Source organism: Buchnera aphidicola (Nipponaphis monzeni) (assembly GCF_006741185.1).
GTDB classification, from domain to species: Bacteria; Pseudomonadota; Gammaproteobacteria; order Enterobacterales; family Enterobacteriaceae; genus Buchnera_H; species Buchnera_H aphidicola_T.
This window is the reverse complement of sequence record NZ_AP019379.1, coordinates 512086-536651: the sequence shown is the minus strand read 5'-3', so window position 1 is coordinate 536651 and position 24566 is coordinate 512086. Positions and strand designations below refer to the sequence as shown.

Below are 24566 nucleotides of genomic sequence, written 5' to 3'. Positions count from 1 at the left end.
GCGAAAGTGTATCATGTTAATAATATCTAATAAAGCAGAAAATTATCTTAGTAATTTGTTAAAAAAGGAAAAAAAAGGTACTAATATTAGAATTTTTGTTTTAAATCCTGGAACATATTATGCTGATTGTGGTTTAACATATTGTTCTGATAAAGAGCTTACGAATGATGATATTCAATTGCAGTTCACAAATTTTAATATATTTATTAATTGCAAAATTGCTAAATATTTGAAAGATTCTAGTATTGATTTAGTTTATAATAATACTCAATATGAATTACTTCTTAAAGCACCTTATGTAAAATTAAAACCTCCTACAAAACAATCTAGTTTAAATGATAGAGTTGAATATTTTATACAATCTAAAATTAATGTAGAATTATCTAAACATGGAGGTAAAGTTGTTTTAATTGAGATTACAAAAGAGGGTTGTGCACGTTTAAAATTTCATGGAGGATGTAATGGATGTTCTATGTCTAGTCAGACTTTTAAAGAAGGAATAGAAAAACAGTTGTTGCTAAATTTTAGTGAATTGTCAGAAGTTAAAGATATTACTAAACATGAATATGGACGACATTCTTATTATTAACATTATTAAATAATTTATTACATGTTATAAAAATAGTATTATTTAATGTGATCTCATTTATAAAAAATAATGTTATTATTTAATTTAATATTATTTATGTTTTTAATTTGTTATTAAAACATATTTTTTATATTTTTAAATTCTTTAATATTACGTATATATGTTTTTTATAATTATAAAAAAATATTTTCTATTTAAAACATTTAAATTTTTTTATAATATTTCTTAAAAAGAGCGGTTAATAAATAATTAGTTATATAACACTTAAAATTATTTATTCTAATTTTTGTTAGATATACATATTATATTATATTATATGTATTTTTTATACTATAAATAGTAATTAATTTAATTTTAATTGAATATTTATATTTTATATCAAACGTTTTTGAAATAAGTTTTAAGTATATAAAAGATAATTTTATTATAAAAAAATTTTATTATTAAAACAATGTAAAAAATTATTTTAGTTATAAAATATTACTTATATTTTTAATATGTAAGTGATTAAATATATTTTTAATGGTGAGAAAGGGATTCGAACCCTTGATACGAATTATAACGTATACACACTTTCCAGGCGTGCTCCTTAAGCCTCTCGGACATCTCACCTTTTTTTAACGCTTGGATAAATTCAAAATATTTTTTTTTAAAATAATTAATGTTACGGTAAAACAATCACATCTTGTATGTAAATTTTATTTAAAAATTTGTTATTAGTGATTTAAGTATAATTTAATTATTTCTAATGTGTATTATATCAAATTTAAGTATTTTTATATATAGTAGATTTACTTTATAAGTATATTTATTTTAGTAGAGATGTAATTATTTTTTTTAATTTACGTATAAAATTAATATTGAAAATTTTTGGTATTGTGAATTTTTTTGTAATAATATATTGAATACATACATTGTATTTATTAAAAAAAATAATATTTTTAAAAACAAAAAATATATTGTTTAAATGGGTAACAATATATTACTATTTATTAATAGTATTTGTAATTTTTGGTATACTCATAATACTAGAGATAATATAATTTTTAGAAACTATTGTTTACATTTTTTTGAAGTAACAGATATAATAAATGGATAATTAACATTTTTTAATAATTCTATGTATCATAGGATGAATATTAATAAATTATTTTACAGATTTATATTTCTTATTATAGGTCATATTAAGTATATTTATACTACAACATATGTGTATTTATGTATTTAAGAAAATTAAAAATTACTACCAATAAATTAATTATTGGATTTTATTTAACAATAACAAATTATTATTAATAAAAAAAATGGCAGAACACAGAAATATTTTTTTAGTCGGCCCTATGGGGGCTGGTAAAAGTACTATAGGACGACATATAGCTCAAAAATTACGTATGGATTTCTATGATTCTGATCAAGAAATTGAACGACGTGCGGGAGTTGATATAAGTTGGATTTTTGATGTAGAAGGTGAAACAAAATTTAGATATCGAGAAGAAAAAATTCTTGAAGATTTAACAAATAAACAAGGGATTGTATTAGCTACAGGAGGAGGTTCGATATTATCTGAGATAAATAGAAATAAACTTTCGTCTAGAGGAATTGTTGTTTATTTACAAACTACTGTAGAAAAACAACTAATGCGTACTAAAAAAGATAAAACAAGACCATTATTACAAGAAAATATATCCAATAAAATTTTTTTAGAGAGTTTAGCTTTAAAAAGAAATCCATTATATAAAAAAATTGCTGATTTTATAGTTCAAACAGATACTAAAAGTCCTAAAATAGTAGCTCAATACATTATTAATATATTAGAAAAATATTAAATGTTAATTTAATAAAAAAATATTTAAGGGATAATATTATATGACAGTATTACAAGTACCTTTAAATACAAGAACTTATTTTGTCAAAATAGGTTATTCTTTATTTAAAAAAAATAGTATGATTTATCCTTTTAAGCCAGGTGATAAAGTAATGTTAGTTACTAATGAAAATATAGCTAACATTTGGAGTAATAAAGTAGTAAGCCATTTAGAAAATTTAGGAGTCCAAACTAATCAAGTTATTTTACCTGATGGAGAACAGTATAAAACATTAAAATCATTAGATATTATTATTACCGAATTATTAAGGTGTCATTATAATAGAAATTGTAAATTAATTGGATTAGGTGGGGGAGTTATTGGTGATTTAACAGGTTTTGCAGCGTCTGTTTATCAAAGAGGAATTAATTATATTCAAATTCCTACAACTTTATTAGCACAAGTGGATGCTTCAATAGGAGGTAAGACAGCTGTAAATCATGTTTTAGCTAAAAATATGATAGGTACTTTTTGGCAACCAAGCAAAGTTATTATTGATATAAAATTTTTATCTACGCTATCAAAAAAAGAATTAATTTCTGGATTATCTGAAGTTATCAAATATGCTGTAGCGTTTGATTTAGATTTCTTTGGTTGGTTAGAAAAATATTATAAAGATGTATTACGTTTGGATTATTGGGCTGTTATGTATTGTATTAAAAAATGTTGTAAGATAAAATCTTTAATAGTTTCGGAAGATGAAAAAGAAAATAGTTGTAGAGTATTATTAAATTTAGGCCATACTTATGCACATGCTATTGAATCTTTTAGTAACTATAAATGGTTGCATGGAGAAGCTGTAGCAGTAGGAATAATAATAGCATCATATACGTCACATGTTTTAGGACACATGAATATAAATGATGTTTATCGTATAATAAATTTAATAAAGAATGTTGGATTACCTATAGAAAGTCCTAAAAATATGGATGTTAAATCTTATGTACTATTAATGAAAAGAGATAAAAAAATTTTTAATGAAGAATATTTAAGATTAGTATTACCAATAAAAATAGGAGAAGCTACAGTTTTTGAAAAAGTTAATACTAAAGTAGTTGAACAAGCTATTATTAAATGTATGTAATATTTGTATTATAAATAAAATGTTATTTTTAATAAAACTAAAAAATGAATTATTAACATGTTGTATTTATTTTTTATATTTAATTTATATAAAAAAATATTTTAGAAGTATAATTTTAGAATAATTATATAATTAGCATTAATTATATTTAATATAAATTTAATGCGTATTGTTTTAATAGTTTGTTGATTAATTTACATTGCACATAAATTGTTTATATTATTCAACAATTGTTATCTGTTATTAAAAACTACTGTCAAAAATTGGTAATAATGTATGAAAAAATTTTTAATACTACCATCAATTTTATCTGCCGATTTCTCGAAATTAGGAGAGGAAATAACAAAAGTTTTACAGGCTGGAGGGGATATTATTCATTTTGATGTTATGGATAATCATTATGTGCCTAATTTAACAATAGGACCTATGGTTTTAAAATCGATTAAAGATTACAATATAAATGTTCAAATAGATGTACATTTGATGACTAGCCCTGTTGATAATTTAATTCCTATTTTTGCAGATAACGGAGCTAATTTTATTACATTCCATCCTGAATCAACAAATCATGTTGATAGAACGCTAGCATTAATTAAGCATTATGGATGTAAAGCAGGGTTGGCTTTAAATCCTTCAACTCCACTAAATATTTTAGATTATGTTATGGACAAATTAGATGTTATATTATTAATGTCTGTTAATCCTGGATTTAGTTGTCAATTATTTATTCCTTCTATTTTAGAAAAAATTAAAAAGGTAAGAAAACGAATTGATAATAGTATGTATAACATTTTATTAGAAGTAGATGGGGGTATTAAAATTAGTAATATAGGAAGCATTGCTATAGCTGGAGCTGATGCGTTTGTTATTGGATCAGAAATATTTAAAAGCATAAGTTATTATAAAACTATTAAAAAAATTAGAAATAAATTACGTGAAATACATGATCTACATATTCATTAATATATAATTGATTAAAATAAAATTTTATTGTGAATGATAAAAGTCGTAGTTAGTTTTTTAATTTTTATACGAAAATTATTATTGCAATTTTATATTTTGCTTAATATATTCATATATATGTTTTGTTATTAACATTATCAAATAAAATTTATTAATGTTAACAATACGAATATTATAATAATATAGTTTTTATTACTTAATTTTATTTTTATAGAAGGTAAAATATCTACATGTTAGATTTTAAACAAACTATTGTTTTTAGCGCTATTCAGCCTTCAGGAAAATTAACTATTGCAAATTATATAGGTGCATTAATGCATTGGTCTGCTATACAAAAAGTTAATAAATGTTTCTATTGCATAGCTGATTTACATTGTTTAACTGTGAATAAAAATATTTTTTCTTTAAAAGAATCTGTTTTGGATACTTTAGCTATGTATTTAGCTTGTGGGGTTAATCCTAAAAAAAGTATTGTTTTTGTTCAATCACATGTATATGAACATTGTCAATTACAATGGTTATTAAGTTGTTTTACTTATTTTGGAGAATTGTCTCGTATGACTCAATTTAAAAAAAAATCAATTAATTATTGTAACAATGCGGGTTTATTTAATTACCCGATATTGATGGCTTCTGATATTTTATTATATCAAAGTGACAAAGTTCCTATTGGAATAGATCAAATACAACATTTAGAATTAACTAGAAATATTGCAAAACGTTTAAATGCTTTATATGGTGATTTATTTAAGGTTCCAACTCCAATAATATTTAAACAGGGAGGGAAAATTTTTTCTTTACAAAATCCAACAAAAAAAATGTCTAAGTCAGATCCTAATAAGGATAACAGTATTTTTTTATTAGAAAAAGTAGACACTTTGAAAAAAAAGATACAAAAATCTAAAACAGATTCTGATAATCCTCCAACTATTTTTTATGATTACAAAAATAAACCAGGAATTTCTAATTTATTAAACATTTTTTCTATTTTAACTAATACTAAAATTTCTGTTTTAGAAAAAGATTTCGTAGGTGTAAAATATAGTGATTTTAAAAATTTATTAGCAAACGTTATATCTAACAAATTGTCTTATTTACAAAAATCTTATTTTATGTATCGTAAAGATGAAACTTATTTGTATAGTATAGCTAGAGAAGGAGCAGACAAAGCACGCCTAATAGCTCAGAGTACATTTAAAAAAATTCAGGAAGTAATAAAATTTTTTTAATTAAAAAACTTAGTTAATTTAAATATATAAATAGATCATATTAAACCTCAGATTTAATAATAAGTTTTAATTAATATATAAGTTTTATATGGTTAGTAATAATATTAAACTTTTAGATATGTACAATTATTTGTGTGATTAGATATTATTAGAATTTATAAATAATTTATTAGATATTATGATATAAATTTATTAAATAAATTTGTTAAAATGTATGATAAATATTGTTTTTAAAAAAAATACAATATAATTCGCATTATTTAGTAATAGTTAATAATAAAAACATTATATTTATAAAATTTATTATATAATTTAAATTATTAATAATATAGGTATTGTTTATATATCTAATCATATTATTTTATATTAAATCAATATTATAATAACAATTATTAAATTAATTTGTTAATATTTATAGTGAGTTAAATATAATGTAAAAAAATATTAAAATTAAGTATATAATCACATTATTTTATAATGTATTTATTGTTTGAATATAATTGAATATTATTAAAAAATATGTGTTATTTATATAATTTTTTATTTACATGTTTTTATTATAAAGTTATAAAATTTTTATAAAAAATTTTTTTATTATTTCTTGAAAAGATGTTTTGTATAGTTTTATTTAAATAAATATAAATATTATAAAAATAATTTGAAATGATATGATGTTCACTAAAATAGGTGATATAATTTTATTAAAAAACAAACGTTTAATTTTATTTTTACAATATTTTTAATAATGATCGATAATTTTTATCATTATAAAAAAAGTTAAAATCATTGAATAAATTTTTTATAATAATTCTTATAAAAGATAATATTTCTTTTATTAAAAAATATTTTTTTAAAATATATTTATTTATTAAATTTTATTCTTTATTTTATCATATAAATATATTTTAAAAGTATTTAACGTTATTTATTTTAAGTAAAAATAAATAATAAAGTCTTCTCGTTTAATTATTTTTTAGTTTGTATTTTATTTTATAAACATTAATGTAATGAACTATCTTACAAATAATATTAAAAGATTATTTGATAAGATTATTTTTTACAATTTTAGTTTTTTTTAAAATTTATTAATTTTTTAAGTTTATTAATTTTTTTTAGTTTATATTTAATTATCTTTATAATGTTTTTGAATAAAAGGTTGTAAAATGAAGAATAAAAAAAATTCTTTGATACAAGAAACATACGATAAATATATATTGCCTTTATATAAACCTGTATCCATTGTTCCTGTTAAAGGGTTAGGAAGTTATATTTGGGATGTACAAGGTAAAAAATATATTGATTTTTCTGGAGGTATTGCAGTTACTGCTATGGGGCATTGCCATCCTATGTTAGTCGAAATCTTGAGAAAACAAAGCGGTGATTTATGGCATACAGGTAATATTTTTATTAACGAACCTAGTACAAAGTTAGCTCAAAAATTAGTAGAGGCTAGTTTTGCGTCACATGTATTCTTTGCTAATTCCGGAGCAGAAGCTAACGAAGCAGCATTAAAGATAGCACGTTATTATGCTATTAAAAAGTATGGAATTAAAAAAACAAAAATTATTTCTTTTATTAATTCTTTTCACGGTCGGACTTTTTTTACTGTATCTGTAGGGGGTAAACTGAAATATTCTGATTGTTTTGGACCAGTTCCTGAAGATATCGTTCACTTACCTTTCAATAATTTAAATTGTTTTAAAAAAATTGTAGATGATTCGGTTTGCGCTGTGATTTTAGAAACTATACAAGGAGAAGGAGGTGTTATTCCTATAGATGTTTTATTCATTCAAGAAATATATAAATTGTGTCAGAAATATAATGTATTGTTAATAATAGATGAAGTTCAAACAGGTATCGGTAGAACTGGTACTTTATTTTCTTATGAGCAATATAATATTAAGCCTGATATGCTGACTTTAGCAAAATCTTTGGGAGGAGGTTTTCCAATTAGTGCTTTATTAACGAATACGAAAGTTTCTGAAATTGTTAAACCTGGTTTACATGGCAGCACATATGGAGGTAATTTATTAGCTTGTTCTGTGGCAACATCTGTATTAAATTTTATCAATAATAAAAAGGTATTATCAGGAGTAAATAATAGAAGTAAATTGTTTTTTGAAAAATTATATAATATAAATTGTGAGTTAAATTTATTTAAAGAAATACGTATTAAAGGATTATTAATAGGTATTGAGTTAATTGATGAATTGCCTATAAATATATTTGATATCGTACATATATGTATTAAAGAAGGAGTATTAGTACTTAGCTCTAGTACTAATGTTATTAGATTAGCCCCTTCTTTAATAATTAGTTATGATGATATTAAATTAGGAATAAGTTATTTAAAAAAAGCTTTTACAAAAATTAAACGTTTATGTGATAATTTTTAATTATTATATATAGTAGTTATTATTGTAATAATGTAATTGAATAGTTATAAACGTTATTATTTTATTTGTTACTTTATATTTTAAATGCGAATTGTACGTAATTATATTATGTATGTTTTAAAAAATAAATTACAATGAAATAATATAGTCATATTGATTTTTTTAAATATTTTAACATCTTATATGTTAAAAAATTTAATGAAGTTATTTATATTAACTTATGTTGTTTTAATAATTTTTAATAGTTGTTTTAAAATTAATAATAAATATGTTGTTTAAATACCTATGATATATATTCTATATATAGATCAAATTGAGTAATAAAATGATGAAATTTTTTATTTTTTAAATTTTTTTTTAGAAAATTGTATAAATATTGTTTTCAAAGTATAAAATGTTAAGGATTTTTGAAAATAATTTAAAAAATTTATTTTAGGAATAACACATGCTATTTTAAACAAAGCATTAATTATTTTTTAAAAAAGCTTCACATTTTACAAATTTATATAAATATAGTTTGAAATAATGTTAAAGTATTTTTTTAAAAAGTTTTACATATTTTTTTAAAAAAGTTAATTTTTTTAAATTTTTTAAAAAATAAACTAAATAAGTTTTTACATTGTTACATTAAAATATGGTAATTCTACTGTTAGATTCATTGATAAAAGTATTTTTACTATACGTTATATAAATAAATTAGTTAATAAAACAACATTTGATAGTTTATACTTAAAAGATAAACTGTTTTCGTTTACTGTAAATAACGTGATTTTTATATAAGGATAAAAATTAAAACTAATAGAAAACAGGAAACGTTAAATTAGTAGTGTTTTTAAATTTAATTTATAGTTCTCTACACTAGTATTTAAGATATTAATTAATTTTACTTTAATAATTGATATAAAAATATTAAATATAAAAAATATTTTATTAGCATAGTTTTATATTCAAAAACTTATTAGTTAAGTATATTTTTTAATAATTATTAAGTGTATAAAAAACTCACCTTTTTAATATATTTTCAATGTTGTTTAATGGATTATATAATTATGAAATATGCATTAATAGTTATGAGCTCCCCTTATAATGAAGAAACTTCAATTACGGCTTATTTATTTGCAAAACATGTAATTAAAATGAATCATAAGTTATATAGTGTATTTTTTTTTGCAAATGGTGCATTACACACTAATATGAAAGATATATCAACAAACATGTCTTGTAATTTAACAAGTAAATGGAATAAACTTAGTATTAAATTTGGAACTAAATTATACATATGTATTAATTCTGCTTTAAAAATGGGGTTAATCTCACACAAAAATGATCAAAATGATTTTTTTTCAAAAATAGGATTACATTTTAAATTAGTTGGTTTAGGTGTATTAGTTAAAAATATGCAAAAATGTGATCGTGTTTTACAATTGTAAAAATTAATAATATCTCTTTTATAATAATTATATGAAATAATTTATATATGAAAAAAACTGCGTTTTTATTTTCACAACCTCCTTTCGGGAATTTTTTGAGTAAAGATGGTTTAGATATCGCATTAGCTGTTTCATTAATAACAAACAAAACAGGATTTTTTTTTATTGGAGATGGGATATTTCATTTAATAAAAAATAAAAAATCAAAAAATATTTTATTATTTGATTATACTACTAAATTTAGTATATTTCCAATGTGTGGAATAGATGAATTTTATTCTTGTGAGAATTATTTAAAAGATCGAGGAATTAATAAAGACTATTCATTTTTAGTAAATCTTATTTTATTAGATCAATTATCTTTTAAAAAAAAAATTGATTCTTTTGATTGTATCTTAAACTTTTAAAGTTGGATCATGTATATGTTACATATCATTACAAAATCTCCTGTTAACTTTGATATTCAATCATTATTTTTAACTATTAACTCATCGGATGATGTGTTAACTATTCAAGATGGAGTGTTATTATCTTTAAACAATAACGTTTATTTAAAGCAAATAGTAAAATATTCTGTTAATTTATATGTTTTATATGAAGATATTTCTGCACGTGGGTTAATTAAACAATTGTCAAATCTTTTTATAATTGTTAGATATTCAGAATTTATAGAATTAACGGTTAAACATACTAAACAAATAACGTGGTAGTGCATGGTGTCATTTTTGTAGCGATAACAAAATATGTTATTAATAATTTTTTTATATAAAAGTATTTTTTTATTTATTGTATATTGTGAACTAATTAGTCATTTTATTTATTAAATATAGAATATCAATTTTAGAAACTTTTATGATACTGTAGTAAATAAAAGTATAAAAAAGGTTAAAATATGTCCACTATTAATCAATTAGTTAGAAAATCACGCATAAAAAAAATAATTAAAAGTAGTGTTCCTGCACTAGAGTCATGTCCTCAAAAAAGAGGAGTGTGTATTAAAGTGTATACAACAACTCCTAAAAAACCTAATTCAGCTCTTAGGAAAGTTTGTAGAGTACGCTTAACAAATGGATTTGAGGTTACTTCGTATATTGGAGGAGAAGGGCATAATTTACAAGAACATTCTGTAATTTTAATAAGAGGAGGAAGAGTAAAAGATTTGCCTGGAGTGAGATATCATGTTATTAGAGGATCTTTAGATTGTGCAGGTGTTAAAGATCGCAAAAATGGTAGATCTAAATATGGTGTAAAAAAAGTTAGATCTTAAAAAAATTAATTAATTTTTTATTATAAAATAAATATATATAAATGTCACATTATTTATTAAATTATGTGAATATTTTTATTTAAGGAAAGACAAATGCCTCGTAGACGTATAATTGGAAGTCGAAAAATTTTGCCTGATCCTAAATTTGTCTCTGACATTTTAGCAAAATTTATAAATATATTAATGGTAAATGGAAAAAAATCTATTGCAGAAGTAATAGTTTATTCTGCTTTAGAAAAACTTTCGAATAAAACAGGTAAAAATCCATTAGAAGCTTTTAATATTGCATTGGATAATGTACGACCAACAGTAGAAGTAAAATCTCGTAGAGTAGGTGGGTCTACTTATCAAGTGCCAGTAGAAGTTCGACCTATTAGAAGAAATGCATTGGCTATGCGATGGATAATTGTGGCAGCTCGAAAACGTAGTGATAAATCTATGGCGATTAGGTTATTAAATGAATTATATGATGCTTCAGAAAATAAAGGGTTGGCTGTTAAAAAAAGAGAAGAAGTTCATCGTATGGCAGAAGCTAATAAAGCGTTTGCACATTATCGTTGGTAAAATAGATGGATTAATTTGTTGTTATATGTAAATAAACTCACGATTTAATAAAATATTTTTATTGACAAGTTTATTACATACACGATTTATATTCAATATTTAACTTAGAGAAGTAATATGGCTCGAATAACACCTATTATAAATTATCGGAATATTGGCATAAGCGCTCATATTGATGCAGGTAAAACTACTACTACGGAGCGTATTTTATTTTATACTGGAGTAAATCATAAATTAGGAGAAGTACATGATGGTGCAGCAACAATGGATTGGATGGAGCAGGAGCAAGAAAGAGGAATTACTATTACATCGGCAGCGACAACAACATTTTGGTCTGGTATGTTTAATCAATTTCTTCCACACCGTATTAATATTATAGATACACCTGGACATGTTGATTTTACTATAGAAGTAGAACGGTCTATGAGAGTTTTAGATGGAGTAGTAATGGTATATTGTGCAGTTGGGGGAGTACAACCTCAATCGGAAACTGTTTGGAAACAAGCTAATAAATATCATGTACCAAGGATAGCATTTATTAATAAAATGGATCGAATGGGTGCTAATTATTTGAAAGTAGTACAAGAATTAAAGTCTCGTTTAGGAGTTCTTCCCATACCTATTCAATTATCTATTGGATCAGAAGATAGTTTTTCTGGAATTATAGATTTAGTAAAAATGAAAGCTATAGTATGGAATGATGGAGATCAAGGCGTTACATTTAAGTATACAGAAATACCTTCTCATTTATTAAAAATTGCTGAAGAGTGGTATCAAAATTTATTAGAATGTGTTGCTGAATCAAATGATGAAATTATGGAGAAATATTTATTAGGAGTAAAAATCTCTGAAAAAGACATAAAATTAGAGTTAAGAAAAAAAGTATTAAATAATGAAGTTTTAATTGTAACATGTGGATCTGCTTTCAAAAATAAAGGGATTCAAACATTGTTAGATGCTATTGTAGATTATTTGCCATCTCCTCTTGATATTCCATCGATACAGGGAACATTAAATGATTCTTCAAAGACAATAGCTATTCGTAAAGCTTACGATCGAGAACCATTTTCTGCGTTAGCTTTTAAAATTGCTACAGATTCTTTTGTAGGTAATTTAACTTTTTTTAGAGTATATTCTGGGGTTATTAATTCAGGAGATACTATTTTAAATTCTGTTAAGTGTCAACGTGAACGATTAGGACGAATTGTGCAAATGCATGCTAACAAGAGAGAAGAAATAAAAGAAGTATATGCTGGAGATATAGCTGCTGCTATTGGTTTAAAAAATGTTACGACTGGAGATACGTTATGTGATTGTAAATTTCCTATTGTTTTAGAACGTATGGATTTTCCTGATCCTGTAATATCAATAGCTATTGAACCTAAGACAAAAATTGATCAAGAAAGAATGGGCGTTGCTTTAAATCGTTTAGCGAAAGAAGATCCTTCCTTTCGAGTATGGACAGATCAAGAGTCTAATCAAACGATTGTAGCTGGAATGGGAGAATTACATTTAGAAATTATTATAGATAGAATGAAAAGAGAATTTAGTATAGATGCTAATATAGGAAAACCACAAGTAGCTTATAGAGAAACCATTCGTAATTCAGTAAAAGAAGTAGAAGGTAAGTATATTAAACAATCTGGTGGTAGAGGACAATATGGACATGTAGTAATTGATTTATTTCCGCTAATTTCTGGTGAGGGTAGTTATACTTTTGTTAATGATATTAAAGGTGGTGTAATACCAGGAGAATATATTTCAGCAATTGACAAAAGTATTCAAGAGCAATTGAAATGTGGTCCCTTCGCAGGGTATCCAGTAATGAACGTTGGGGTACGATTGCATTTTGGGTCTTATCATGATGTTGATTCATCTGAGATTGCTTTTAAATTAGCAGCTTCACTAGCTTTTAAAAAAGCTTTTAAGCAAGCTAATCCTATTTTATTAGAACCTATTATGAAAGTTGAAATAGAAACTCCAGACAATTATATGGGAGAAGTAATTGGGGATTTAAATCGTAGAAGAGGTATTATTGAAAATATGATAGATGTATTAAACAAAAAAAATATTTTTGCTAAAGTACCATTATCTGAAATGTTTGGTTATGCGACTGATTTAAGGTCACAAACTCAAGGAAGAGCATCATATTCAATGGAGTTTATGGAATATTTAGAAGCACCTAAAAATATATCGGAAATAATTATTGAGACAAGAGATAAATTGTAATTTATGATTATATAAAAATTTTTTGTTGTATTATATTATATATTTTGTATTAATAATCAATATTAATTTAACATTATTAAGGATAATTGTAGTGTCTAAAAAAAAATTTGAACGTTCAAAACCACATATAAATGTAGGTACTATTGGGCATGTTGACCATGGAAAAACTACTTTAACATCTGCAATTACAACTGTACTAGCAAAAAAATATGGAGGATCTGCTCGTGCTTTTGATCAAATAGATAATGCACCAGAAGAAAAAGCAAGAGGGATTACAATTAATACTTCTCATGTAGAGTATGATACTTCTATGAGACATTATGCTCATGTTGATTGCCCGGGTCATGCAGATTACATAAAGAATATGATTACTGGAGCAGCGCAGATGGATGGAGCAATTTTAGTGGTAGCAGCAACAGATGGTCCAATGCCTCAAACAAGAGAACATATTTTATTGGGGCGTCAAGTAGGAGTTCCTTATATTGTAGTATTTCTTAATAAATGCGATATGGTTAATGATGAAGAACTTCTTGAATTAGTAGAAATGGAAATTAGAGATTTATTAACTCAATATGATTTTCCTGGAGAAAAAACACCTATAATTAGAGGTTCTGCTTTAAAGGCTTTAGAAGGTAGTAAAGAATGGGAAGATAAAATAATAGATTTATCAAACGCATTAGATACTTATATACCTGAACCTAAAAGAAAAATTAATCAGCCTTTTTTATTACCTATAGAAGACGTTTTTTCGATTTCCGGTAGAGGTACGGTAGTTACTGGTAGAGTAGAAAGAGGAATTATAAAGGTCGGAGAAGAAGTAGAAATCGTAGGTATAAAGCCTACTGTAAAAACAATTTGTACTGGTGTAGAAATGTTTAGAAAGTTATTAGATGAAGGTAGAGCTGGAGAAAATGTAGGAATATTATTAAGAGGTACGAAACGTGATGAAATAGAACGAGGGCAAGTTTTGTCAAAACCTGGAAGTATTAGTCCTCATACAACGTTTGAATCAAAAGTATATGTATTATCAAAAGAAGAAGGAGGTCGTCATACTCCATTTTTTAAAGGGTACAGACCTCAATTTTATTTCCGTACAACAGATGTAACTGGTTCTATTAAGTTGCCAGATTCGATAGAAATGGTTATGCCGGGAGATAACATAGAAGTACTTGTTACTTTAATACATCCTATTGCAATGAATGAGGGTTTAAGATTTGCTATCAGAGAAGGTGGAAAAACTGTAGGAGCAGGAGTAGTTTCTAAAATTATTAATTAATTATTGTTTAAGCAATGTCTAAATGTTTTTTAGTAATTAAAGTAGCTTATCAAGAAGAGAGATTGCACACTCTTTTCTTGATTTTTTTAATCATATTGTCTGGTTTTTAAAAAACATTTTTGATATAATAAGAGATGTTTAAAAAATTATTTAATCATTAATTTGTTATTTATAGAATAATTTTTAATTTTTAATTTCTATTTTTTTTAAAAAAAACTTTGTTCAAATAAAATGCATATAATTATAGATATAAATAATATAATTAAACGTTTTAAAATAGATTATTGTTTATATAAACAAGTATGAAGAGATTTTTTTAAATCATGTTTAATTATAAATTTGACAATTAATGCATTTAATTGAATGTAAATTAAATTATAATAATCCTTATATAGGGGTTACACACACATTACTAAAAAAATTATTGTCGTTAATTAATGTTAATAATATATTTTTTAGTTTGTACATATGGAGTTCTGACCTTATGCAGAACCAAAGGATACGTATTCGTTTAAAAGCATTTGATCATAGATTAATTGATCAATCAACTACAGAGATAGTTGAAACCGCTAAAAGAACTGGGGCTCAAGTAAGAGGTCCTATTCCACTTCCTACTAGAAAAGAACGTTTTACTATTTTAGTTTCTCCACATGTTAATAAAGATGCTCGTGATCAGTATGAAATTAGAACACATAAAAGACTTATAGATATTGTAGAACCTACAGAAAAAACTGTAGATGCTTTAATGAGATTAGATTTAGCTGCTGGTGTAGATGTACAAATTAGTTTGGGATAAATTAGTAACAAAATTTTTAAGGATTTTAATTTAATGATAGGTATAATTGGCAAAAAAATAGGTATGACTCGATTATTTACCAAAGAGGGAATATCTGTACCAGTAACTATAATTGAGATTCAAGATAATTGGATCACTCAGATTAAAACTATACAAACTGATCGATATGAAGCAGTACAACTTACTACAGGTATAAAAAAAAGTAAGAAGTTAAATAAGTCAGAAATAGGACATTTTTTAAAATCTGGTGTTACACCTGGTGTAGGATTATGGGAATTTAGAGTATCTAAAATAAAAAATTTTAAAATAGGAGAAGTTGTTACTCTCGATAGTTTAGATAATATTAAAAAAGTAGACGTTACAGGTACATCAAAAGGTAAAGGTTTTTGTGGGACTGTTAAGCGTTGGAATTTTAAAACACAAGATGCTAGTCATGGTAATTCTTTATCACATAGAGTTCCTGGATCTATTGGTCAAAATCAAACTCCTGGTAGAGTATTTAAAGGTAAAAAAATGGCTGGTCATTTAGGAAATGATAAGATTACTATTCAAAATCTTAACATTGTTGAAATAGATAAAATAAAAAAATTGCTTTTAATAAAAGGATCAACTCCAGGTGTAAATAATAGTAGTCTTATTATAAAACCAGCTATCAAGAAGTGAGGGGCAAGTATAGTATGCAAATGGTACTTAAAGATGATAAAACTAAATTAGTTACTATTTCTGATATAATTTTTAATACTAGTTTCAACGAAGGATTAATTCATCAGGTTATTACCGCTTATTCAAATGCAAGCCGTCAAGGGAGTAAAGCTCAAAAAAATCGTTCAGAAGTATCTGGTTCTGGAAGAAAACCTTGGCGTCAAAAAGGTACTGGTCGAGCTAGAGTAGGTTCGATTAGGAGTCCGATTTGGCGTTCTGGAGGGGTTACTTTTGCAGCTAAACCTCGTAATTATTGTCAAAAAGTTAATAAAAAAATGTATAAAGGAGCTTTAAAAAGTATTTTCTCTGAATTAATTCGTACGAATCGTTTAGTGGTATTTAAAGATTTTTATATAGATATGCCTAAAACTCGGATGTTGATAAAAAAATTAAACAGTATAGAATTTAAAGAAGCTCTAATTTTAACTAGTAATTTAAATAAAAATTTGTATTTAGCATCAAGAAATTTACATAAAGTGTGTGTTCAAGAAATTCGTTACATTAATCCTGTAAGTCTTATTACTTTTAAGCAAATTGTTTGTACTGTACAATCAATTAAAAAAATTGAGGAAATGTTAACATGATTTTTGAAGGTAACATTTTTAAAATAATATTAGCGCCTCATATTTCAGAGAAGTCGTCTTTAGCGGTAGAAAAATGTAATGTCGTTGTATTAAAGGTAGCTAAAAATTCTACTAAATTTGCAATAAAGACAGCTATTAAAAAGTTGTTTTCAGTAACTGTAAAGAAAGTTAATATTTTAGTTATTAAAGGTAAAAATAAGCGTTTAAGTACTGGTCGAATAAGTCATAAATCTGATTGGAAGAAAGCATATGTAACTTTAAAGGAAGGTCAAAGATTAAATTTTTTAGGTATTCAAAAATAGTATAAGGATCAACAATGGCTGTAATAAAATGTAAACCAACATCTCCTGGTAGACGTCATGTAGTAAAAGTTGTGAATTCTATGTTATATAAAGGTAAATCATTTGGAACTTTATTACAAAAGAATAAAAAGACTGGAGGAAGAAATAATCAAGGACGTATAACTACTCGACATATTGGAGGAGGACATAAAAGATTTTATAGAGTAATTGACTTTAGGAGAATTAAAGATGATATACCTGCTGTGGTAGAAAAAATAGAATATGATCCTAATCGATCAGCTAATATAGTTTTAATTTTGTATAAAGATGGTTTGAGAAACTATATTTTAGCTCCTAAAGGGATAAATGTAGGAGATAACTTATCTTCAGGAGTTAAATCAGAAATAAAAATAGGTAATGCTATGCCTATGAATAATATACCTATAGGAACTATTATTCATAACGTTGAAATGAAACCAGGAAAAGGTGGACAACTTGCTCGTTCAGCTGGAAGTTACGCGCATCTTTTAGCAAAAGATAATAGTTACGTAACGCTTAGATTACGTTCAGGAGAAACTCGAAGAGTATTATCAAATTGTAGGGCTACTATAGGAGAAGTAGGGAATTCTGAATATATGTTAAAAGTTTTAGGAAAAGCAGGTGCTGCTCGATGGATAGGTATCAGACCTACTGTTAGAGGGACAGCTATGAATCCTGTCGATCATCCTCATGGAGGCGGGGAGGGAAGAAATTTTGGAAAACACCCTGTAACTCCTTGGGGGGTACAAACCAAAGGTAAAAAAACTAGAAAAAATAAAAGAACAAGTAAGTTTATTATACGTCAACGTACTAAATAATTATTAAAAGAGGATCATTTATGCCACGTTCTCTTAAAAAAGGACCTTTTATAGATTTAAGTTTGTTAAACAAAGTGAAAAAAACAATAAAATTAAAAAGTAAGAAACCTTTAAAAACTTGGTCTAGACGTTCAACTATTTTTCCTAATATGATAGGTATAACAATATCTGTTCATAATGGTCGTCAACATATACCTATATTTATTACTGAAGAAATGGTAGGTCATAAATTAGGAGAATTTGCTATTACTAGGACATATAGAGGTCATTCTACTGATAAAAAAATTAAGCAACGTTAGTCTTTAATTAATTAAAATATATAGTAAATTTTGAATTATAACAGGTGGTTATAAATGGAATCTTTTGCTCAATATAAAAAAGCACGTTCTTCTGCTCAAAAAGTTCGATTAGTAGCTAATTTAATTAGAGGTAAAAAAATATCCGTTGCTCAAGATATTTTAAATTTTAGTAATAAAAAAGCATCTATGTTAATAAAAAAAGTGTTAGATTCTGCTATTTCAAATGCTGAGCATAATAAAAATATGGATTTAAGTACTTTAAAAATTACTAAGATTTTTGTAGATGAAGGTCCAAGTATGAAAAGAACAATGCCAAGAGCTAAAGGACGTGCGGATCGTATTTTAAAAAGAAGTAGTCATATTACTGTTATTGTTTCTGATTCTTAAAATTTGGAGATTACTTAATATGGGTCAAAAAGTTCATCCTAACGGCATGCGTTTAGGTATTGTTAAAAATTGGAATTCTATATGGTTTGCTAATAAAAAAGATTTTGCTAGTAATTTATTTAGTGATTTTCAAGTTCGTAAGTTTTTAATGAAAAAATTGTTAAAGGCTTCAGTATCTAAAATATTAATTGAAAGACCAGCTAAGAGCATTAAGGTAACTATTTATACTGCTCGCCCTGGAATAGTTATTGGTAAAAAAGGGGAAGATGTAGAAAAATTGCGAATGTCTATTTTTAAGATTACTGGAGTTCCTACTCAAGTTAATATTTCTGAAGTAAAAAAGCCAGAATTAGATGCTAAATTAGTAGCTAATAATATTAGTTCTCAACTAGAAAGAAGAGTAATGTTTCGTAGAGCTATGAAAAGAGCTGTACAAAATTCTATGCGTCAAGGAGCTAAAGGTATTAAAGTAGAAGTTAGTGGTCGTTTAGGAGGTGCTGAAATAGCACGTAAAGAATGGTATCGTGAAGGAAGAGTTCCATTACATACATTAAGAGCTAATATTGAATATAATGTTTCAGAAGCAAAAACTACTTATGGAATTATAGGAGTTAAAGTTTGGATTTTTAAAGGAGAAATATTAGGAGGTATGAAATCGATAATAACGTTAGAAAAGAAAGTAGTACATGCAAAAAAACAATATCGAAGAATGCGAAAATATAAGGAATAACCATTAATGTTACAGCCGAAACGTACAAAATTTCGTAAAATGCATAAAGGTCGTAATAGAGGTCTTTCTATCGATAGTCATATTGTTTTTGGGTCTTTTGGACTAAGGGCTATTAATAGAGGTAGATTAACAGCTCGTCAAATTGAATCAGCGAGAAGAACGATTACTCGGGCAGTAAAACGACAGGGAAAAATGTGGATACGAATTTTTCCAGATAAACCAATTACACAAAAACCTCTAGAAGTACGTATGGGTAAAGGTAAAGGAAATGTTGAATATTGGGTAGCTTTAATACAACCTGGAAAAATGTTATTTGAAATTGATGGTATTTCAGAACAAGAATCTAAATTTGCTTTTAAACTAGCATCATCAAAGCTTCCTATAAAAACTATTTTTGTTACAAAAAACAGTATTAGATAAAAAGGATTATTAATGAAATTAAATTATTTAAGAAAAAAGAAAAATCAACAACTTAAAATTGAATTATTAGGATTATTAAAGGAACAGTTTAATCTTCGCATTAAAAAAGTTTCTGGAAAACTTAATCAATCCCATTTATTAAATTTGGTAAGAAAAAATATTGCAAGGATTAAAACAATATTAAAAGAAAGTGAGATTTTAAAAAAATGTTAAAAAAAATTAAAATATTAAAGGGTTGCGTCAGTAGTAACAAAATGGACAAGTCAGCGGTAGTATGTGTAGAAAGATTAGTTAAACATAAATTTTATGGTAAGTTTGTTAAACGTACAACTAAATTACATGTTCATGATCAAGATAATAAATGTAACATAGGAGATATCGTAGAAATATCAGAATGTAAACCAATTTCTAAGACTAAATCGTGGATATTATTAAAAATTGTTAAAAAAAATTTAGAATTATTATAATAATATTTTTTTATTTTTGAATGAGGTAACAATTATATGATTCAAGAACAAACAATTTTACATGTAGCTGACAATTCTGGTGCACGCTTAGCCATGTGCATTAAAGTTTTAGGAGGATCAAAGCGGCGTTATGCAAGAATTGGAGATGTTATTAAAATTACTGTTAAAGAAGCTATACCTAGAAGTAAAGTTAAAAAAGGTGATGTTTTAAAAGCAGTAATAGTTCGCACTAAAAAAGGAGTTCGTCGTAGTGATGGTTCGTTAATTAGGTTTGATACTAATTCTTGCGTTATTATTAATAATAATGGAATTCCTGTAGGTAGTCGAATTTTTGGTCCAGTAACTCGAGAACTTAGAACAGATAAATTTATGAAAATTATTTCTTTAGCACCAGAAGTACTTTAACGAGGAAAATATTATGGCTCGTAAAATACGAAAAAATGATTCAGTTGTAGTTATCACAGGGAAATATAAAGGAGAGATAGGTATTGTACAAAACGTTGTATCTGTAGATAAAATCATAGTAAAAAATATTAATGTGGTAAAAAAACATCAGAAATCTATACCAGATAAAAATCAACCTGGAGGAATTATAACAAAAGAATTACCAATACATGTATCTAATGTAAAAATATTAAATAAAAAAACTAATAAACCTGATCGAATAAAGTTTAATTTTTTAGATGGGAAAAAGGTTAGGTTTTATAAATCTAATAATCAAGTAGTATAATATAGTATTATTAAACGAGGATATATTAATTATAATGATTAATTTATATGATTACTATAACAGTACAGTGATTAATCAATTGAAAAAAAAATTTAATTATACTTCTGTAATGCAAGTACCTAATTTTAATAAAATTACTTTAAATATGGGTGTAGGTGCTGCCGTTAGTGATAAAAAAAGTTTACAACATGCAGTTTCAGATTTAACATTAATTTCTGGTCAAAAACCATATGTGACTAAAGTTAAAAAATCTATTGCTAGTTTTAAAATTAGGAAAAATTATCCTATAGGTTGTAAAGTTACTTTAAGAGGAAGAAGAAAATGGGATTTTTTAAAGAAATTAATTGTTATTGTGATCCCTAGAATACGAGATTTTAGGGGTTTTTCTAAAAAATCTTTTGATGGATTTGGAAATTATAGTATTGGCGTACGTGAACAAATTATTTTTCCAGAGATAAATTATGATACGGTGGATCGTATTCGTGGTTTAGATATAACAATCACAACTACTGCAAATTCTGATAAAGAGGCTTTAGCGTTACTTGCAGCTTTTAATTTTCCTTTTCGTAAAAATACACGAGGATAGTACAATGGCAAAAGAATCTATCAAGGCTAGAGAATTAAAGCGTAACATTTTAGTTAAAAAATTTTCTGAAAAACGGAAGAATTTAAAATTAATTATATCTGATATGAAAAGTTCAGAAAAACAAAGATGGGAAGCGGTTTTAAAGTTGCAAACTTTTCCTCGCGATTCAAGTCCTTCTCGTCAAAGAAATAGATGTTTACAGACAGGTCGTCCTCATGCTTTTTTAAGAAAATTTGGATTAAGTAGGATGAAGTTAAGGGAGTCAGCTATGAGAGGTGAAATACCTGGATTAAAAAAATCAAGTTGGTAACATAATTAATTATTGACAATAATAAATGTATAATTGTTTTATTGAGGTTTTAAACATGAGTATGCAAGACCCTATTAGTGATATGTTAACTCGTATTAGAAATAGTCAAATTTCTAATAAAATTATGGTAACTATGCCTTCTTCTAGGTTTAAAATAGCTATTAGTCGTGTCTTAAAAGAAGAAGGGTATATTTTAAATTATAAAATATGTGGTAAGTTAAAACTACAATTAATATTGTATTTAAAATATTTTTCTGGGAAACCAGTTATAGAAAATATTAAAAGAATTAGCCGCCCTAGTTTAAGAGTGTATAAGAAAAGAAATAATTTGCCTAAAGTTATGGCAGGTATGGGTGTTGCTATACTTTCTACTTCTAAGGGAGTTATTACCGATCATCATGCTCGTAAATTATGTATTGGTGGAGAAGTTATTTGTTATGTATCTTAGCCTAAGGTAGGGATAAATGTCTAGAATAGCTAAACGTGTGATTATTGTTCCTATTAATGTTCAAGTTATTTTGTGCAATCAAAAAATTATTATTAAAGGTATTAACGGAGAATTAAGTTATATTGTTAATGATTACGTAAAAATTAATTATTTAAATAATATATTAACATTTAAAGGCCGATCTCAATACATTAGTTCTTGGATGCAAGCTGGGACTGCTCGATCATTAATACAATCTATGATTACTGGGGTGACAGTAGGTTTTTCTAAAAAGCTAATTTTTTCTGGAGTGGGTTATCGTATAACATTAGATTGTAATAATATATTGAATATGTCTTTAGGATTTTCTCATCCGATTATATATAAATTACCTATTGGTATTTTTGCAGAAGTATTGACTCAAACAGAGCTAGTATTAAAAGGTGCTAATAAGCAGTTATTAGGACAAGTTGCTGCAGACATAAGGTCATATCGTAAACCGGAACCGTATAAAGGAAAAGGAATTAGATATGAACATGAATTTATACGTATAAAAGAGGCTAAGAAAAAATAATTATGTTTGTAAAAAATAATAAAAAATCTTCTCGATTACGTAGAGCTTTACGTATTAGACGTCATTTATATAGATTAAATGCTATTCGGTTAGTTATTCATAAAACATCTCGACATATGTATGCTCAAATAGTATCTCCTGATTCTCTTAAAATTATAGCTGTTGCTTCAACTTTAGAAAAAGTTATATCAACTAAAGTGAAATATACTGGTAATAAGATAGCAGCTGGTGTAGTAGGAGAATTTATTGCAAAAAGAGCTGTAAAAAAAGGTGTTAGCAAAATATCTTTTGATCGTTCTGGATTTAAATATCATGGGCGTGTATTAGAGTTAGCTAATGCTGCTCGTAAATTTGGATTAATTTTTTGAGGCATAAAAAAATAATAATATGGCGTATTTTGATAAAAATATAACAGTTGAGTTAAAAGAAAAATTAATATCTGTAAATCGTGTTTCTAAAACTGTTAAAGGGGGAAGAATATTCTCTTTTACAGCTCTTACAGTTGTAGGTAATGGAAAAGGGAAAGTTGGTTTTGGATACGGTAAAGCGCGAGAAGTTCCATCAGCTATTCAGAAAGCTATGGAAAAAGCTCGTCGTAACATGATTCATATTGTATTAAATAATAAAACTTTACAGCATTCTTTAAAAGGAACACATACTGGATCGTCTATTTTTATGAAGCCGGCTTTTGAAGGTACAGGTATTATTGCAGGAGGGGCAATGCGTTCTGTTTTAGAAGTTGCTGGAATTTATAATGTATTAGCTAAAACTTATGGCTCTACGAATCCTATTAATGTAGTTAGAGCCACTATAAATGGATTAAAAAGTATGAGGTCTCCTAAAAATATAGCAAAAAAAAGAAATAAAAATATTCGTGATATTATTGGAAATATGAATAATGGATAAAAAATATGTTCACATTACTCAAATTAAAAGTTCTATAGGTATTTTACCTAAACATAAATTAATTTTAAGTACACTTGGTTTGCGTAAAATAGGACATACAATTCTTAAAAAAGATAATATTGCTAACAGAGGTATGATAAATCATATTTCATATATGTTAAAGGTTAATAAGGCACAATAATGTTATTAAATAATATTCGTCCTAATAAAGGAGCTATCAAAAAATTTAAGAGATTAGGAAGAGGTATAGGTTCTGGTTTTGGAAAAACTTCTGGTAGAGGGCATAAAGGTCAAAAGTCTAGGTCTGGATGTGTTATACATCGTGGTTTCGAAGGAGGTCAGATGCCTTTGCATCGTAGATTACCTAAGTTTGGTTTTCATCCTTATCGTAAAGATGAAACATTTGAAATTAAATTATCAAAAATTTTATCGTTGTCTGATAATATAGTAAATTTGAGTTCTTTAAAATTAAAAAATTTAGTTCCTAAAAGAGCTAAAAAAGTAAAAATAATTTTTGACAAAAATATAAATCGAATTGTAACTATACAAGGATTAAAGTTAACAAAAAATTCATATAGAGCAATAAAAATTGCAGGTGGTACTATTGAGGAATAAATT

The 24566-nt window shown here is 25.5% G+C and carries 34 protein-coding genes and 1 tRNA gene; 34 read left to right on the top strand and 1 reads right to left on the bottom strand.

Annotated elements, in window-relative coordinates:
* The first annotated feature begins 13 nt into the window (after nt 1-13).
* Nucleotides 14-589: a NifU family protein gene (locus tag BUCNMO_RS02190; protein ID WP_158345195.1), complete on the top strand. Its 576-nt coding sequence runs from the start codon at nt 14-16 to the stop codon at nt 587-589.
* 523 nt (nt 590-1112) lie between these two features.
* On the opposite strand, the gene BUCNMO_RS02185 is transcribed toward BUCNMO_RS02190, so the two are convergent.
* A tRNA-Ser gene (locus tag BUCNMO_RS02185) sits at nt 1113-1201 on the bottom strand.
* A 692-nt stretch (nt 1202-1893) separates the two neighbouring features.
* Between BUCNMO_RS02185 and aroK the strand changes: the two genes are divergently transcribed.
* From aroK to rplO, 33 genes are all read left to right on the top strand, one after another.
* Nucleotides 1894-2415: a shikimate kinase AroK gene (gene aroK / locus BUCNMO_RS02180; RefSeq protein ID WP_158345193.1), complete on the top strand. Its 522-nt coding sequence runs from the start codon at nt 1894-1896 to the stop codon at nt 2413-2415.
* Between the two features lie 40 nt (nt 2416-2455).
* A complete protein-coding gene (aroB, locus tag BUCNMO_RS02175) occupies nt 2456-3538 on the top strand; it encodes a 3-dehydroquinate synthase (RefSeq protein WP_158345191.1) in 1083 nt (360 codons plus the stop codon).
* A gap of 276 nt (nt 3539-3814) precedes the next feature.
* Nucleotides 3815-4501 carry a ribulose-phosphate 3-epimerase gene (gene rpe, locus BUCNMO_RS02170; RefSeq protein WP_158345189.1) on the top strand — a complete coding sequence of 229 codons (687 nt, stop codon included), beginning with the start codon at nt 3815-3817 and terminating at the stop codon, nt 4499-4501.
* 230 nt (nt 4502-4731) lie between these two features.
* A complete protein-coding gene (gene trpS / locus BUCNMO_RS02165; protein ID WP_158345187.1) occupies nt 4732-5730 on the top strand; it encodes a tryptophan--tRNA ligase in 999 nt (332 codons plus the stop codon).
* A 1163-nt stretch (nt 5731-6893) separates the two neighbouring features.
* Nucleotides 6894-8126, top strand: a complete 1233-nt coding sequence (locus tag BUCNMO_RS02160) for an acetylornithine/succinyldiaminopimelate transaminase (RefSeq protein ID WP_158345185.1) — start codon at nt 6894-6896, stop codon at nt 8124-8126.
* Between the two features lie 1049 nt (nt 8127-9175).
* Entirely contained in the window at nt 9176-9556 is a 381-nt protein-coding gene (gene tusD, locus BUCNMO_RS02155) for a sulfurtransferase complex subunit TusD (protein WP_160118326.1), read from the top strand.
* A gap of 47 nt (nt 9557-9603) precedes the next feature.
* Entirely contained in the window at nt 9604-9963 is a 360-nt protein-coding gene (gene tusC / locus BUCNMO_RS02150) for a sulfurtransferase complex subunit TusC (protein WP_158345181.1), read from the top strand.
* Nucleotides 9964-9978: 15 nt separating this feature from the next.
* Nucleotides 9979-10266: a sulfurtransferase complex subunit TusB gene (gene tusB, locus BUCNMO_RS02145; RefSeq protein ID WP_160118325.1), complete on the top strand. Its 288-nt coding sequence runs from the start codon at nt 9979-9981 to the stop codon at nt 10264-10266.
* 182 nt (nt 10267-10448) lie between these two features.
* Nucleotides 10449-10823, top strand: coding sequence for a 30S ribosomal protein S12 (gene rpsL, locus BUCNMO_RS02140; protein WP_158345177.1), 375 nt, complete (start codon nt 10449-10451; stop codon nt 10821-10823).
* Nucleotides 10824-10916: 93 nt separating this feature from the next.
* Nucleotides 10917-11387 carry a 30S ribosomal protein S7 gene (gene rpsG / locus BUCNMO_RS02135; protein WP_158345175.1) on the top strand — a complete coding sequence of 157 codons (471 nt, stop codon included), beginning with the start codon at nt 10917-10919 and terminating at the stop codon, nt 11385-11387.
* Nucleotides 11388-11504: 117 nt separating this feature from the next.
* Entirely contained in the window at nt 11505-13616 is a 2112-nt protein-coding gene (gene fusA, locus BUCNMO_RS02130; RefSeq protein ID WP_158345173.1) for an elongation factor G, read from the top strand.
* Between the two features lie 91 nt (nt 13617-13707).
* Nucleotides 13708-14892: an elongation factor Tu gene (gene tuf / locus BUCNMO_RS02125; RefSeq protein ID WP_158345171.1), complete on the top strand. Its 1185-nt coding sequence runs from the start codon at nt 13708-13710 to the stop codon at nt 14890-14892.
* Between the two features lie 484 nt (nt 14893-15376).
* Nucleotides 15377-15688, top strand: coding sequence for a 30S ribosomal protein S10 (gene rpsJ / locus BUCNMO_RS02120; protein ID WP_009874476.1), 312 nt, complete (start codon nt 15377-15379; stop codon nt 15686-15688).
* A 33-nt stretch (nt 15689-15721) separates the two neighbouring features.
* Nucleotides 15722-16351 carry a 50S ribosomal protein L3 gene (gene rplC, locus BUCNMO_RS02115; protein WP_158345169.1) on the top strand — a complete coding sequence of 210 codons (630 nt, stop codon included), beginning with the start codon at nt 15722-15724 and terminating at the stop codon, nt 16349-16351.
* Between the two features lie 14 nt (nt 16352-16365).
* Nucleotides 16366-16974: a 50S ribosomal protein L4 gene (gene rplD, locus BUCNMO_RS02110; protein WP_158345167.1), complete on the top strand. Its 609-nt coding sequence runs from the start codon at nt 16366-16368 to the stop codon at nt 16972-16974.
* Complete coding sequence (gene rplW, locus BUCNMO_RS02105) at nt 16971-17276, top strand: 50S ribosomal protein L23 (protein ID WP_158345165.1); 306 nt, start codon at nt 16971-16973, stop codon at nt 17274-17276. Before rplD ends, rplW begins: the two co-directional genes overlap by 4 nt.
* Before the next feature lie 14 nt (nt 17277-17290).
* On the top strand, nt 17291-18112 hold the full coding sequence (gene rplB, locus BUCNMO_RS02100) for a 50S ribosomal protein L2 (RefSeq protein WP_158345163.1): 822 nt from the start codon (nt 17291-17293) through the stop codon (nt 18110-18112).
* 20 nt (nt 18113-18132) lie between these two features.
* The gene (rpsS, locus tag BUCNMO_RS02095) at nt 18133-18411 is read left to right on the top strand and encodes a 30S ribosomal protein S19 (RefSeq protein WP_158345161.1); all 279 of its coding nucleotides are present in this window, start codon (nt 18133-18135) and stop codon (nt 18409-18411) included.
* A 54-nt stretch (nt 18412-18465) separates the two neighbouring features.
* The gene (gene rplV / locus BUCNMO_RS02090) at nt 18466-18798 is read left to right on the top strand and encodes a 50S ribosomal protein L22 (RefSeq protein ID WP_158345159.1); all 333 of its coding nucleotides are present in this window, start codon (nt 18466-18468) and stop codon (nt 18796-18798) included.
* A 19-nt stretch (nt 18799-18817) separates the two neighbouring features.
* Nucleotides 18818-19528: a 30S ribosomal protein S3 gene (rpsC, locus tag BUCNMO_RS02085; RefSeq protein ID WP_158345157.1), complete on the top strand. Its 711-nt coding sequence runs from the start codon at nt 18818-18820 to the stop codon at nt 19526-19528.
* A 6-nt stretch (nt 19529-19534) separates the two neighbouring features.
* Nucleotides 19535-19948, top strand: a complete 414-nt coding sequence (rplP, locus tag BUCNMO_RS02080) for a 50S ribosomal protein L16 (protein WP_158345155.1) — start codon at nt 19535-19537, stop codon at nt 19946-19948.
* 12 nt (nt 19949-19960) lie between these two features.
* The gene (rpmC, locus tag BUCNMO_RS02075; protein ID WP_158345153.1) at nt 19961-20161 is read left to right on the top strand and encodes a 50S ribosomal protein L29; all 201 of its coding nucleotides are present in this window, start codon (nt 19961-19963) and stop codon (nt 20159-20161) included.
* The gene (gene rpsQ, locus BUCNMO_RS02070; protein ID WP_158345151.1) at nt 20155-20415 is read left to right on the top strand and encodes a 30S ribosomal protein S17; all 261 of its coding nucleotides are present in this window, start codon (nt 20155-20157) and stop codon (nt 20413-20415) included. The genes rpmC and rpsQ overlap by 7 nt, the downstream gene beginning before the upstream one ends.
* A 36-nt stretch (nt 20416-20451) precedes the next feature.
* The gene (gene rplN, locus BUCNMO_RS02065) at nt 20452-20820 is read left to right on the top strand and encodes a 50S ribosomal protein L14 (protein WP_158345149.1); all 369 of its coding nucleotides are present in this window, start codon (nt 20452-20454) and stop codon (nt 20818-20820) included.
* Nucleotides 20821-20833: 13 nt separating this feature from the next.
* Nucleotides 20834-21145, top strand: a complete 312-nt coding sequence (gene rplX / locus BUCNMO_RS02060) for a 50S ribosomal protein L24 (protein ID WP_158345147.1) — start codon at nt 20834-20836, stop codon at nt 21143-21145.
* Between the two features lie 34 nt (nt 21146-21179).
* The gene (rplE, locus tag BUCNMO_RS02055) at nt 21180-21731 is read left to right on the top strand and encodes a 50S ribosomal protein L5 (protein WP_158345145.1); all 552 of its coding nucleotides are present in this window, start codon (nt 21180-21182) and stop codon (nt 21729-21731) included.
* Nucleotides 21732-21735: 4 nt separating this feature from the next.
* Nucleotides 21736-22041, top strand: a complete 306-nt coding sequence (gene rpsN / locus BUCNMO_RS02050) for a 30S ribosomal protein S14 (RefSeq protein ID WP_158345144.1) — start codon at nt 21736-21738, stop codon at nt 22039-22041.
* Between the two features lie 55 nt (nt 22042-22096).
* Nucleotides 22097-22489, top strand: coding sequence for a 30S ribosomal protein S8 (gene rpsH, locus BUCNMO_RS02045; protein ID WP_158345142.1), 393 nt, complete (start codon nt 22097-22099; stop codon nt 22487-22489).
* 16 nt (nt 22490-22505) lie between these two features.
* Nucleotides 22506-23042, top strand: coding sequence for a 50S ribosomal protein L6 (rplF, locus tag BUCNMO_RS02040; protein WP_158345140.1), 537 nt, complete (start codon nt 22506-22508; stop codon nt 23040-23042).
* Nucleotides 23042-23410 carry a 50S ribosomal protein L18 gene (gene rplR, locus BUCNMO_RS02035; RefSeq protein WP_232037636.1) on the top strand — a complete coding sequence of 123 codons (369 nt, stop codon included), beginning with the start codon at nt 23042-23044 and terminating at the stop codon, nt 23408-23410. The genes rplF and rplR overlap by 1 nt, the downstream gene beginning before the upstream one ends.
* 19 nt (nt 23411-23429) lie before the next feature.
* On the top strand, nt 23430-23948 hold the full coding sequence (rpsE, locus tag BUCNMO_RS02030) for a 30S ribosomal protein S5 (protein ID WP_158345136.1): 519 nt from the start codon (nt 23430-23432) through the stop codon (nt 23946-23948).
* Entirely contained in the window at nt 23941-24129 is a 189-nt protein-coding gene (rpmD, locus tag BUCNMO_RS02025; RefSeq protein WP_158345133.1) for a 50S ribosomal protein L30, read from the top strand. The genes rpsE and rpmD overlap by 8 nt, the downstream gene beginning before the upstream one ends.
* Entirely contained in the window at nt 24129-24563 is a 435-nt protein-coding gene (gene rplO / locus BUCNMO_RS02020) for a 50S ribosomal protein L15 (RefSeq protein WP_158345131.1), read from the top strand. The genes rpmD and rplO overlap by 1 nt, the downstream gene beginning before the upstream one ends.
* Nucleotides 24564-24566 lie beyond the last annotated feature (3 nt).